This is a genomic window from Enterobacteriaceae endosymbiont of Plateumaris pusilla (genome assembly GCF_012562765.1).
Classification (GTDB): domain Bacteria; phylum Pseudomonadota; class Gammaproteobacteria; order Enterobacterales; family Enterobacteriaceae.
In genome coordinates, this window is sequence record NZ_CP046226.1 from 404,542 (window position 1) to 418,761 (window position 14,220).

Here is a 14,220-nt window from a genome sequence, read left to right on the forward strand (position 1 = left end):
ATTTAAATATTATTTTTTTTAATAATTATTTTAAAATATTTTAATAAATTATTTAAAACAATCTTTTGTTCTTCATGATTTTTATATTGATCTAATAAAATTTTTATTTGATTAATATAATTTAAAATATAATTTTTATTAAAAAGATTTTTAATATATAAATTCCATTTATTTTTTTCTAAATTATTTAAAGTTTCAGGAAAATTTCTAGCTCTATATCTAAATAATAATTCATTAGCTCTACAATCATTAAAAACAATTTGATTTAATTTACTAATTGGTGTTTTATGTATTTTTTTAAAATTTTGTAAATCTGAATATCCAAAAAAATTTTTATATAATTGAGTATCTACATTAGAGATATCATAATTAATACTATTAATATTATAAAATTTAATTAAACAAGAAAAAATTATATTTTTAATTTTAACAAAATATTTTTTAAATCTAAAAAAATTTTTTTGATAATAAATTAAATTAAAATTTAAACGTTCAATATCATTAGATTTTAATATATTTATTGGTAATAACAAAGGAGAATTATTTATATTTATAAATTTTATATAAAGTAAAAAATTATTATTTGTAATATTATTGTTCCAATTTAAATTAATAAATTTATTTATATCATTAATTAAATCAAAAGAAATTAATATATTTTTATTTTTAAAAGACCAAAATAAAGGAACAATACATCCTATATTATTATTTAAGTTTTTATATATACTACTAATATAAATTAAAGGTTTAATATTAGATAAATGAATTATTTTTAATATTTCTTTTTTTTCTCTTTTTTTAAAAAAATAATTAAAAAGTGATGATTGTTTTTTTTTAATTAATTTAGCAATAGCTATTGTAGTATAAACATCAGATAATGCATCATGTGACTTATAATATAACTTTATATTATTAATATTAGCAATTTTTTCAAGATTAAAAACAGGAATATTATTTACTTTAGGCCAATTAATACCATAAGGTCTTAAAATACAACATGCTCTTACTAAATTTAATATATCCCATCTACTATTATTATTTTTCCAATACCAATTATATGGATCATAAAAATTTCGATAAAATAAATTTCTACTAAATTCATCATCAAAAGCAATATTATTATATCCTATAACACAAGTATTTTTTTTAGAAAATATTTTATTAATTTTCTTTGCTAAATTATATTCAAGAATTCCTTTAGTATTAACAATTTTAGGACTTATATTATGAATAATAATAGATTTTGGATTAGGAAAATAATCTATATGTATTTTACAATATAATACTATAGGATCTTCTATAATATCAAAATTTATATTAGTGCGTATACAAGCAAATTGTGCTATCCTGTCTATAGAAGGATTTAAACCAAAAGTTTCATAATCATAAAATAAAAAATTAGGTTCATTTTTTATGATTTTATTATTTATTAACATAATAAATAATATTATTATAATTTTTATATTTTAACAATATATTTTATAATATATTAAAATTTAATATGGTGAGATGGCCGAGCGGTTGAAGGCGCACGCCTGGAAAGTGTGTATATGAAAACATATCAGGGGTTCGAATCCCCTTCTCACCTTATAAAATTATTAAAATATTTATAAATAACTTTATATTTGTTTATTTATAATGATTATTATATAATTTTAAAAATGATTGATATAGATGTTACTAAAATCATTAACCAATATGGTTATTTAATAATACTTATAGGATCTCTTCTAGAAGGAGAGACATGCATTATTATTGGAGGAGTTGCAGTACATAAAGGATTATTAATTTATCATTGGGTTATAATAATTTCTACATTAGGTGCTATTATAGGAGATCAATTTTTATTTTTTATTGGTAAAATATATAGTAACAAATTATTATTTTTTTTTAAAAAAAATAATTTAAAAATATATAAATATCAAAATTTAATCACAAATTATCCATATATCTTTATTATTATGGTTAGATTTATGTATGGATTTAGATTAATTGGACCAATAATTATTGGCATAACAAAAGTAACAACATTTAAATTTTTAATATTTAATATTATAGGAGCCATAATATGGTCTATAATATTTGTTAGTTTAGGATTTATATTTGGTGATATTATCACTTCTTGGATTAAAGATATTAATAAAATGATAAAATATATACTATATATATTAATTATCATATTTATTATAAAAATAATATATAAAATTATTAAAAAATAAATATTATTAAATAATATTTATTTTATTAAAGTAGACATTCTTATAAAATGTATTATTGGTTCAGGATATATTCCTAATAAAAAAGTAAGTATTGTTAATACTAATATTAAATATTTACTAATAAAAAATTTTTTTGTATTTAAATTATTTGAAAAAATTAATAAAGATAATTTATTATTATATGGAGATAAATATAAATTAATTATAACACGTAAATAATAATATAAGCCAGCTGCACTACCAAGTATTACTATAAATAATAAATACCATATCTTCATCTTAATAATTAATAATATTAAATAAAATTTAGAAATAAAACCTAAAGTTATTGGAATTCCAGCAAGAGATAAAAACATAATAGTCATTATAAATGATAAAATAGGATTATACCAAAATAACCCTCTATAATAATCAAGATTATCAATATCATTTTTATATTGTTGTTTTATATTTAAATTAGAAATTATACTAATAACAGTAAATATACCTATATTATTTAATATATAACTAATAATATATATTCCCATTGTTTCTAATGAAAATAAAATATTATTTGGTATAATTATATTATATATTAATATTATTAACATATAACCTAAATGAGCTATAGAAGAATATCCTAATAAACGTTTAATATTATTTTGTGACAAAGCTAAAAAATTTCCAAATATAATAGAAGTTATTGATATAAAAATTAATAAATTAGATAATATTAATCTATTTGAAGATATATTAGTAAAATGAATTAATAATCTTACAAGTGATGTAAAAATAGAAATTTTACTAAATGTAGATAAAAACATAGTTACTACTGTAGGAGAACCTTGATAAATATCTGGTGTCCATAAATGAAAAGGTACTAATGATAATTTAAATCCTATACTAACTAAAATTAAAACTAAACCAATAACACTTATATTGTTTACTATTGAATTTAATAAATGTTGTTTACTTATATATGTAAAATTTAAACTTCCATAATCAATATAAATTAATGAAATCCCTAATATAAAAAAAGAAGTTGCTATACTGGAAAGTATAGTATATTTAATACTAGCTTCTAATGAATTTTTTAATTTAAAATTATATCCAATTAAACCAAATATAGGTATAGATATTAATTCCATTCCTACTAACATTGAAATAAAATTATTTGAACAAGTTAATATAATACCTCCAATAGAGGATATAAGAATTAAAAGATAAAATTCATCTTTATTATAAAAATAATTTAATAACCAAGGATATGCTATTATACAAGTAATAATACTAATTAGTAATAATATTATAGTATAAAAATAAGAATAATTATCTATTATAAATAATGTATTATTAATAATATTTATTTTATTATACATATTATATAATATAGATATTAAAGTAAAAAATAAACCACTAACTGTTATTATTAAATGAACAAAATTATTACGTTTAATAGAAATACTTATAAGTATAATTATTGTTGTTGTAATAATAATAATTAAAGGTAATAATAGTATTAAATTTTTCATAAGAAATATTATTTTTTTTCCTTTTGTAAAACTATTGATTTTATCATATATTTTATTTTATTATATTTTTATAATAAATATGATTAATTGCATTATAAGAAATATTTAATATAGGTTGAGGATAAAATCCTAATATCAATAATAAAATTAATAAAGAAACAATAATAAATATTTCTCTAAAAACTAATTTTTTAAAAATAAAAATAGTTTTTATTGGTCCATAAAAAATTTTTTGCATAATATTTAAAGAATAAATACTTGCAAATAATAAACCAAAAACAGCAATACTAGCATAAATAGGATAATTTTGAAAATTTCCCATAAGGATTAAAAATTCTCCTATAAAATTTCCAGTTCCTGGAATTCCTAAACTAGCTAAAGAAAAAAATAAGAAAAAACCTGGTAATAAATTTATATTATTCCAAAATCCACCCATTAAATTTATATTTCTTGTTTTTATACGTTCGTATATTTGTCCACACATTATAAATTGAGCTGCAGCAGATATTCCATGTGATATTATTTGTATAATAACTCCTTGATAAGCAATTTTATTATTACTATAAATTCCAATAAGTATAAATCCCATATGAGATATTGAAGTATAAGCTATTATTCTTTTTATATCATTTTGCATATAAGCTAACCAAGATCCATAAAATATACCTATAATACCTAATATCATTGCAATAGGAGCAAATTTTAGAGAAGCTAAAGGAAATAATGGTAAAGAAAACCTTAATAATCCATATGCAGCTGTTTTTAATAAAATACCTGCTAAATCTACGGATCCTGCTGTAGGTGCTTGAGTATGAGCATCAGGTAACCAACCATGTAATGGAATTACTGGTATTTTAACAGCAAAAGCAATGAAAAAACATAACATTAATAAAAATTCTAGATTAAATGATTTCGGAGTATTTAATAGGTGACTATATTCAAATGTCCATATCCCTGTTATTTCATGATTTAAAATAACTAATATTAAAATACCAAATAACATTATTAAACCACTAGCTTGTGTATAAATAAAAAATTTAGTAGCTGCTGTTATACAATTTTTACCATTTATATTATTATGTCCCCATAATGATATTAAAAAATACATAGGAATTAACATAATTTCCCAACATAAAAAAAACAAAAACATATCAATAGCAAGAAATACACCTATTACTCCACTTAAAATCCATAATAAGTTTAAATGAAAAAAACCATGTAATTTTTTTGTTTCATTCCAAGAACATAAAACTGCCATTATTCCTAATAATCCAGTTAAATTAATCATAATAATAGAAAGACCATCCGTAGCTAAATGAAAATTTATACCAAATCTTGGAATCCAAGGTAATGTAAATTCTGATATCCATATAAAAGATGAAAATGATAATTTACTATTTAAAAAATATGAATGAGTAAATAATTCAAAAATAGAAAGGAAAAAAACAATACTAATAGAAATTAAAGATATCCAACGAGGTAATTTATAATTTAAACGTTCAATTTGCCAACAAATTAATCCACCCATAAAAGGAATTAATATAAACCAAGGTAATAACATAATATTTCCTAATTATTTTTAAAACTTAATAAAAAATATTAATTTTTAAATATTATTTAACATTAAATAATATTTATTACTGAATATTATAATTAATAATAATAATATTAAACCTAAACACATAGATGATAAATACCAACGTACATATCCATTTTCACTAATTAATAAAAATTGTTCTGTTTTTTGAATAAATTTTATTAATATATCTATACTCTGAGAAATAGGATCATTTTTTATAATAAATAATATTTTTAAAAAATTATTTATAAATAATTTTTTATACATTAAATCTATATAACAACCATTTAAAAAAAATTTTTTTATAATATAAAAATTAATATTATTTATTTTAATAAATTTTAATAAATAATTACGATTATTCCAAAATAATATAAAACATACACTACCAGTAATAGATATTACTGCTGATATTACTTCTAGTATAAAATATTGCTTAGTATGTGTAATAATTACATCATTAAATAATGAATATATATTTAATGGTAATATTTTTATACTTATAAAACTAGATAATATACTTAATATTATTAATGGAATATTATGATTCCAACTATTATTTTTAATTGGTATTATATTTGTTTTTCCATGAAAAATAATATAAATTAAACGCGTAATATATAAAGACGTAATAAAAGTACCAATTAAACCTAATATAACAAAAATAAAATGATGATTAATTAAAGCTTCATATAAAATAGTTCCTTTACTAAAACTACTAATACTAATAATTGGAAAAGAACATAAAGATAAACCTCCTAATAAAAAACAATAATATATAAAAGGAATGTATTTCTTCATATTTCCCATTTTAAATATATTTTGTTCATGATTAGTAGAAATAATAATAGAAGCAACAGATAAAAATAATAATGCTTTAAAAAAAGCATGTGTTATTAAATGAAATAAAGAAGCTTCCCATGAATGTATACCTAAAGCTAAAAACATATAACCAATTTGACTCATAGTAGAATATGCTAAAATACGTTTTATATCTTTTTGTGCTAAAGCAGATAAACCTGATAATAATAATGTTATTATTCCAATAATACTTATAAATAATAAAATATAGTTTGTTAATGAAAATAAAACATAATTTCGTAAAATTAAATAAACTCCTGCTGTTACCATAGTCGCTGCATGAATTAATGCAGAAACTGGAGTAGGACCAGCCATTGCATCTATTAACCAAGTATTTAATGGAAATTGAGCAGATTTACTTATTGCACCTATTGCTAGCATTAAAGTAATTATATTAAGTAAAAAAGGTTTATAATAAAAATGAGATGAATTAATTAAAAAGGATATTTCTTTAAAATTCATTGTTTTAAATATTTTAAATATTAAAAAAATACCTATTACTAAAAAAATATCACCTAAACGAGTAATTAAAAATGCTTTTATAGCAGATAATCCATTTGAAGTATTTTTATAAAAAAATCCTATTAATAAATAAGAGCAAACACCTACGCACTCCCATCCAAAAAACATTAGTATAAAATTATCTGCTAATATTAGCATAATCATGCTAGCAATAAATAAATTAGTATATGCAAAAAATCTTGAATAACCTTCATCATTTTTCATATACCATGATGCAAATATATGTATAAGAAAACCAACTCCAGTAGTAACTGATAACATTGTTAATGAAAGCATATCCAAATATAAATTAAAATTAACATGAAAATTATCAATATTTATAATTTGCCATAAAGATTCTTTATAAATTAATATATGATTCTTAAAAAAAATAAAATTAATTATAAATGTAATTATTGCAATAATTCCTATAGATCCAATACCAATAATTGTAGATATTCTTTTATTTAAATAATTAGAAAAAAAAGATAATATCAAAAAACTTATTAAAGGTATTAAAATAGTAAAATAAAGAAATTTCATTCTTTCATCTCACTAATAGAATCAATATTAATTGTATTTTGATAATGATATAATTTTAATAATAAAACTAAACCTATACAACTTTCAATAGCTGCAATAGTAATTGATATTATATACATTATTTCTCCTTCTGTTTGTTTCCAATAATTTCCTGCAATTATACAAGATAGTGCTGCAGCATTTAACATTATTTCTACACATATTAAAATATACAACATATTTTGTCTAATAATTACACCAGTTAAACCTATTATAAATATAATAATTGTTATCAACAATCCGTAATATAAAGGAATCATATTTTTACTTTTTAAGTTTAAATTATTAACATATAAAAAAATTAATATTTAATTTTTTTTATTTCCTATATGAAAAATTACAATAAGACCTGATAATAATAATATCGATATTAATTCAATAATTATTTTATATTGTTTAAACATATTTATACCTATACAATTTATATCAATAATATTATTATATATATATTTATTATTACATGATTCTTTAATCATAAAAATTAAAAAAAATAATAAAATTGTTGTTAATAAAATAGAAAAAATTAAAATTATTGGTTTTTTTATTAATAATTTTTTTTCTTCTAAAGCTATTTGTTTATGGTTTAATAACATTAATATAAAAACAAATAGTACAACTATTGCACCAGCATAAATAATAATTTCTAAAGCTCCTGCAAAATAATCACCTAAAGTAAAAAATATACCTGATATAGAAATCAATGATATTAAAAAGTATACTAATGTATACATAGGATTAATACTTATTACTACACATAATGTAGAAATTATTGCTAAAAATCCTAATATATAAAAAATTAATTCCATAGATAAAAACCTTTTATTGATTTTATGGTAGTAAGCTTTTGACATCTACTTCAATATTATTTTTATGTTGTGAATAATTATTTTTAATTTTTATACCAGAAATTTTATAAAAATTATAATGTGGGTATTTTCCTGTATTATTAATTAATAAATTTTCTTTTTCATATACCATATCTTTTCTTTTATATTCACATAGTTCAAAATCTGGTATTAATTGTATAGCATTAGTAGGACAAGCTTCCTCACAAAAACCACAAAATATACAACGAGATAAATTAATACGAAAAAATTTAGGATATGATCTACCATTTTTTTTTGTTGCTTTTTTTAAAGAAATACAACTTACAGGACATACTACAGAACATAAATTACATGCAACACAACGTTCATTATTATTATCATCTAATGACAATATTATTCTTCCACGATATCTTGGCGGTAAATATACTTCTTCTTCTGGATACATTATTGTTTCTCTTTTTTTAAACATATTAGTCCAGACTAAAAATATACTACGTATTTGACTAAATAATCCTATAAAAAACTTTTTTAATTTCATATTTATATTATTTTTAAATTAAAATAATTTATATTATCATAAATAATGCAGTAAAAATAAGATTTATTAATGTTAATGGTAAACATATTAACCATCCAAAATTCATAATTTGGTCATAACGAGGACGAGGTAATGAAGCTCTTATTAAAAAAAATAATAATATAAAAAATATTGTTTTTAATAAAAACCATATAATAGATGGTAAAATTGGACCATACCAACCACCAAAAAATATTATTGATATTAAAGAAGAAATAATTATAATATTAATATATTCTCCAACAAAAAATAAACCAAATTTAATTCCTGAATATTCAATATGATATCCATCTGAAAGTTCTTGTTCTGTTTCTGGTTGATCAAAAGGATGTCTATGACATAATGCTATAGAAGCTATAAAAAATGTAATAAATCCAAAAAATTGAGGTATAATATTCCAACAATGATATTGTTTATATATAATATCATTTAAATTAAATGATCCTGTTTGACATATAACTCCCATTAATGATAATCCTAAAAAAACTTCATAACTTAAAATTTGAGCAATTCCTCTAATAGAACCTAATAAAGCATATTTATTATTACTTGACCAACCTGCAAATAAAATTGAATAAACAGAAATACTTGCCATCATTAGAAAAAAAAGAATACCAATATTTAAATTAGAAATTATTAATGTTGAAGTAATAGGAATTATTGCAAATATTGATAATAATGAATTAAAAGCAATAATTGGAGCAATATTAAATAATATTTTACTTTTAATAAAAGTTGGTATTACATCTTCTTTAAAAAGAATTTTAATCATATCTGCTAATATTTGTAAAGATCCAAACCATCCAACTCTATTAGGACCATAACGATTTTGAAATAATGCTAATATACGACGTTCTATAAAGCTTAAATAAGCACCACTAATTATTACAATTATTAAAATTGATAAAGATTTAATAATTATTAATAAATTGTTAAAATTGAATAATAAGGATATATTCATTTTAATACCTTTAATTTATCAATAGTTTTTCCTAAAAGTACTAAGGGTATTCCTGGAATTCCTAAAGGTAATCCAATTAATCCTTGATGTAAATTTTTTGAAATACGTAATGGTAAATGAATTTTATTATTCAAATAAAATATTTCTATTATCGAATCACTAAAATTTTTTTTAACACCTAAATCTATTGCATCTAAGTTATTTAGAATTATATATTGACGATTAAAAAATTTTTTTATTAATTGTGATTTTTGTACTAAACTATCACTATAAAATAAACTATAATAAGGAACAATAGTAAATTTTTTTACATTTAAAGATTTTGGAATAATATATTTGAATATATTAAATGATTTATTTTTTTTCTTTAAAATTTTGATTCCTGTAGGACCATATTTAGAAGAAACACCTATTTCTTTTTGAAATTTATTTAAAGATTGTAAAGAATTCCAACCTGGATACCATAAAAATGGTAAATAAGAACATTGAATATTAGAATCATAATTACCTTCCATAGAAAAATTAAAAATAGTATCTTTATCTTCTAATTGTTTTTGTTCATGTATATTAATATTAGATAACATTGATGTTCTTCCACTATAACGAATAGGAGATCTTGCAAATTTTCTATCAAAAATTTTATAATTTGCTTTTGGAGCTACTTGACTAATTCCATTCAGTATAGGTATTTTTTTTTCACAATTTTTTATTATTTCATCTAAAATAATATTATTAAATTTCTTATTATTTATTTTTAATTTTAATTTTGATATCCATTTCCAACTAGATTTAATTTGAATTTTTTTATTATAAAAAATAGGATTGTATGCTTGAAAAAATCTTTGAGCTCTAGATTCATTATTAATAACAGTACCACTACTTTCAAAAAAACTAGCTGAAGGTAAAATAATATTTGCTTTTTTCATTGTATCTGTATATTGATGATCCATAACAATAATATTAGATATATTTTTAAAAATATTATTTAATTTATTTTTTTCTTCTTGAAAATATAAATCATTTTCCATAATAATTAAAGTATCTACATTAGATAAATTTGTATCAAAAATATCTTCTAAAGATTTACCATTGATAATACTAACTCCCATACTATTAACTGTATTTAATACAAAAAATAATCCTGTATTTTTTTCATGATGATTTAAAGCTTTAACTATATTATATGCTGCAGAAATTAATTCTAATGAACCAGAATTAGTTCCTGAAATAATTAAAGGTTTTTTTGCTTTTAATAGTATTTTTGCTATGTTTTTAATTTTATGTAATAAATTATTATCAGTAATAGAAATTTTAAATGATATATTTTGAATATAATTAGATAATATAAATCCAAAATTTACTTGATTTTCAATAGGAGCATAATAATTCCAATTAGCAACATCATCTAAAGATGTATTATCTATACTTGTTATAAATAATGGATTTTTAAACATATTATTTGCATTTGAAATAGCATTACTATTCCAATATGGAATATTATTTTTATTAGATGATTTTTTTTTAATAGCTTGTCTTATTGATAAAGATAGTCTAGGACTAGTTATACTAATATCTTCTCCTAAAATTAAAATTGCATCATAAGTTTCTATTTCAGAAAGAGAAGGACAATATATATCTTTACTTTGCAATATTTTTATAATTAAATCAATTTGTAATTTTTCTTTTTTTAAAATTCCAATAGAAAAATTTTCTTTACCAACTAAATCTTTTAAAGCAAAATTACTTTCTATACTTGCTCTAGGTGAGCCAATACCAATAACCCGTTTTGATTTTTTTATTAAATTAGTAATATTTTTTATTATATTTAGATCATCTAAAATAATATTTTGATTATTAACTATTTTAATTGCTTGTAATGGTCTGTTTTTAATATTTACATAACCAGAACCAAAACGACCACGATCACAAATAAAATAACTATTTATTTTTTCATGATATCTATTTTCTATATTAGATAAATATCCATAACGTTCTCCTATTGAAACATTACAACCTAATGAACAATTATGACAAATACTAGGAGCATATTGCATATCCCATTTTCTAGAAAATTGTTCAGAATAAGTTTTATTTGTAAAAACTCCTGTAGGACATATTTCTATTAAGTTACCTGAACATTCATTTTCTAATATTCCATCAGTTATTCTCCCAAAATAAAGATTATTATTAGATCCAAAAACATTAAAATCCTTTCCATCTGCATAATCTTTATAAAATCTTACACAACGATAACATTTAATACAACGATTCATTGTATGTGATATAAAAGGACCTAAATTTTGATTTTTATAAATTTTTTTAGTAAAATTATATCTGCGAGAAACATGACCAGTCATTACTGTCATATCTTGTAAATGACAACTACCACCTTCATCACAAACAGGACAATCATGAGGATGATTAATCATTAATAATTCAATAATATTTTTACGAAAATTTTTTGATTCTATATCATTTATAGAAATATATAAATTTTCAGAAGGTAAAGACATACAAGATATTATTATTTGTCCTTTTAATTTTTTATAATCTTTATATTTTTTAATACCACATAAACGACATGATCCTACACTTCCTAAAATAGGATGCCAACAAAAATAAGGTAAGTTAAAACCTAAAGATAAACATATTTTTAATATATTATCTTTTTTATTAACCTTATAAAATTTTCCATCTATATTAATAACTGTAGTCATAATAAATATATTCCAGTAAGTTATTATAACAAATAATAATTTTATTATTTAATATTTATTAAAATATAAATTTTGTATTTTAAAATAAATATGTAATTTTATATTTACTACGATATTCCTAATTCAAATTCATTTAAAAAATATTTTAGCGCACTACTTAAAGGTTCTATAGCTCCTACAGGAAGAGCACAAAAAGATTTTCCATCTATTAATTGATTACTAATTTCTTTTAATAACTTTATGTCATTAATATGACCTTTTTTATTTTCTAAATTATCTAATATTTTTACAATCCATGGTAGTCCTTCACGACATGGTGTACAGAATCCACAAGATTCTCTTGCAAAAAATATTTCTAAATTTTTTACTAAAGATACCATATTTATATTATTATCTATTGCCATAGATAATCCTGTACCTAATCTACTACCTACTTCCTGAAGACTGATAAAATCCATAGGTAAATCTAAATAATTTGCAGTTAAAAATCCAGTTCCTGCACCTCCAGTTTGCCATGCTTTTAATTTTAATCCATCTTTCATACCTCTAGCATATTTTTCTAATACTTCACGAGCACTAGTACCAAATGGTAATTCCCATACTCCAGGATTTTTAACATTACCAGAAAATCCTAGCATTTTTGTACCATTATCATATTTACTTTTAGAAATATTTTTATACCAATAAGATCCGTTCATTAATATACCAGATATATTAAAAAAAGTTTCAACATTATTAATACATGTAGGTCTACCCCATAATCCAATAGAAGATGGAAAAGGTGGTTTAGATCTAGGATTAGCTCTTTTACCTTCTAATGAATTAATTAACGCTGTTTCTTCACCACAAATATATCTTCCAGCACCTATATGCATATATAATTTAAAATTAAAATTTGTATTAAAAATATTATTTCCTAATACACCTAATTCATAAGCTTCTTTTATTGCTAAATTTAAAATTTTAGCACATGTTACATATTCACCTCTTAAAAAAATATATCCTTGATTAGCTTGTATTGCAAAAGCACTAATAATAATACCTTCTATTAATTGATGAGGAATATGTTCTATTAAAAAACGATCTTTATAAGTTCCAGGTTCCATTTCGTCTGCATTACATAATAAATATCTAATTTCAGTATTTATTTTTTTTTGAGGCATTAAACTCCATTTTAAACCAGTAGAAAAACCTGCACCACCCCTTCCTTTTAATCCTGAATCCTTAATTAAATTAATAACTTCCTCAGGATTCATATTATTTAATGTTTTTTTTAAACTAGTATAACCATTTTTTTTAATATATTCTTTTAAAAATACTGGTTTATTATCATATCTCATACGCCATGTTAATGGATAATTTTCTTCATTAAGATTTAGTTTTTTCATTAATATATTTATCCAAAATTTTATTTATATTATTTTGTGATACTGAAGTATAAATATGATTATTAATCATAATACTAGGACTTTTATCACAAAAACCTAAACAACATATAGGTAATAAAGTAAATAAACCATTAACAGTTGTTTCTCCTGGAACAATTTGTAATCTATTTTTTATTATTTTTAAAATTTTTTCATATCCTGTTATATAACATACAACACTATCACAATATTTAATAATATATTTACCTATTGGATATCTAAAAATTTGACTATAAAAAGTTGCAATACTATCAACTTCAGAAGGAGAAATATTTAATAATTTAGCAACAATATAAATTATTTCATCAGAAATCCAACCATATTTTTTTTGTAAATATATTAATACTTCAATAGAAGCTGCATGATTATGTTCATAATGAGATATTATTTTATTAATTATTTCCAAATCTTTTTTATTTAATATAATTTTTTTTTTATCAATTATTTTATTCATAATA

At 20.0% G+C, this 14,220-nt stretch carries 12 protein-coding genes and 1 tRNA gene; 2 read left to right on the plus strand and 11 right to left on the minus strand.

Features of this window, described 5'->3' with window-relative positions:
• Nucleotides 1-2 precede the first annotated feature (2 nt).
• Nucleotides 3-1,436 carry an exodeoxyribonuclease I gene (sbcB, locus tag GJT83_RS01950; protein WP_168892760.1) on the minus strand — a complete coding sequence of 478 codons (1,434 nt, stop codon included), beginning with the start codon at nucleotides 1,434-1,436 and terminating at the stop codon, nucleotides 3-5.
• Nucleotides 1,437-1,503: 67 nt separating this feature from the next.
• Between sbcB and GJT83_RS01955 the strand changes: the two genes are divergently transcribed.
• Together GJT83_RS01955 and GJT83_RS01960 are read left to right on the plus strand one after the other, a co-directional pair.
• Nucleotides 1,504-1,588 (plus strand) — tRNA-Ser (locus GJT83_RS01955).
• 73 nt (nucleotides 1,589-1,661) lie between these two features.
• Nucleotides 1,662-2,219, plus strand: coding sequence for a DedA family protein (locus GJT83_RS01960; protein ID WP_168892761.1), 558 nt, complete (start codon nucleotides 1,662-1,664; stop codon nucleotides 2,217-2,219).
• Nucleotides 2,220-2,236: 17 nt separating this feature from the next.
• Here the strand turns inward: GJT83_RS01960 and GJT83_RS01965 are convergent, their stop codons facing one another.
• From GJT83_RS01965 to nuoE, 10 genes are all read right to left on the minus strand, one after another.
• On the minus strand, nucleotides 2,237-3,730 hold the full coding sequence (locus GJT83_RS01965) for an NADH-quinone oxidoreductase subunit N (protein ID WP_168892762.1): 1,494 nt from the start codon (nucleotides 3,728-3,730) through the stop codon (nucleotides 2,237-2,239).
• A gap of 52 nt (nucleotides 3,731-3,782) precedes the next feature.
• Nucleotides 3,783-5,291 (minus strand): NADH-quinone oxidoreductase subunit M, encoded by a 1,509-nt coding sequence (gene nuoM / locus GJT83_RS01970; RefSeq protein WP_168892763.1) that lies wholly within the window; start codon nucleotides 5,289-5,291, stop codon nucleotides 3,783-3,785.
• A gap of 45 nt (nucleotides 5,292-5,336) precedes the next feature.
• Nucleotides 5,337-7,214, minus strand: a complete 1,878-nt coding sequence (gene nuoL, locus GJT83_RS01975; protein WP_168892764.1) for an NADH-quinone oxidoreductase subunit L — start codon at nucleotides 7,212-7,214, stop codon at nucleotides 5,337-5,339.
• Nucleotides 7,211-7,513: an NADH-quinone oxidoreductase subunit NuoK gene (nuoK, locus tag GJT83_RS01980; protein WP_168892765.1), complete on the minus strand. Its 303-nt coding sequence runs from the start codon at nucleotides 7,511-7,513 to the stop codon at nucleotides 7,211-7,213. Before nuoK ends, nuoL begins: the two co-directional genes overlap by 4 nt.
• A 48-nt stretch (nucleotides 7,514-7,561) precedes the next feature.
• Entirely contained in the window at nucleotides 7,562-8,059 is a 498-nt protein-coding gene (locus GJT83_RS01985) for an NADH-quinone oxidoreductase subunit J (RefSeq protein WP_168892766.1), read from the minus strand.
• 22 nt (nucleotides 8,060-8,081) lie between these two features.
• Nucleotides 8,082-8,618: an NADH-quinone oxidoreductase subunit NuoI gene (nuoI, locus tag GJT83_RS01990; protein ID WP_168892767.1), complete on the minus strand. Its 537-nt coding sequence runs from the start codon at nucleotides 8,616-8,618 to the stop codon at nucleotides 8,082-8,084.
• Nucleotides 8,619-8,646: 28 nt separating this feature from the next.
• Nucleotides 8,647-9,618, minus strand: coding sequence for an NADH-quinone oxidoreductase subunit NuoH (gene nuoH / locus GJT83_RS01995; protein WP_168892768.1), 972 nt, complete (start codon nucleotides 9,616-9,618; stop codon nucleotides 8,647-8,649).
• Nucleotides 9,615-12,335: an NADH-quinone oxidoreductase subunit NuoG gene (gene nuoG, locus GJT83_RS02000; RefSeq protein WP_168892769.1), complete on the minus strand. Its 2,721-nt coding sequence runs from the start codon at nucleotides 12,333-12,335 to the stop codon at nucleotides 9,615-9,617. Before nuoG ends, nuoH begins: the two co-directional genes overlap by 4 nt.
• A 107-nt stretch (nucleotides 12,336-12,442) precedes the next feature.
• Entirely contained in the window at nucleotides 12,443-13,723 is a 1,281-nt protein-coding gene (gene nuoF, locus GJT83_RS02005) for an NADH-quinone oxidoreductase subunit NuoF (protein WP_168892770.1), read from the minus strand.
• Nucleotides 13,704-14,216 (minus strand): NADH-quinone oxidoreductase subunit NuoE, encoded by a 513-nt coding sequence (gene nuoE / locus GJT83_RS02010; RefSeq protein ID WP_246208745.1) that lies wholly within the window; start codon nucleotides 14,214-14,216, stop codon nucleotides 13,704-13,706. The genes nuoF and nuoE overlap by 20 nt, the downstream gene beginning before the upstream one ends.
• Nucleotides 14,217-14,220: the final 4 nt, after the last annotated feature.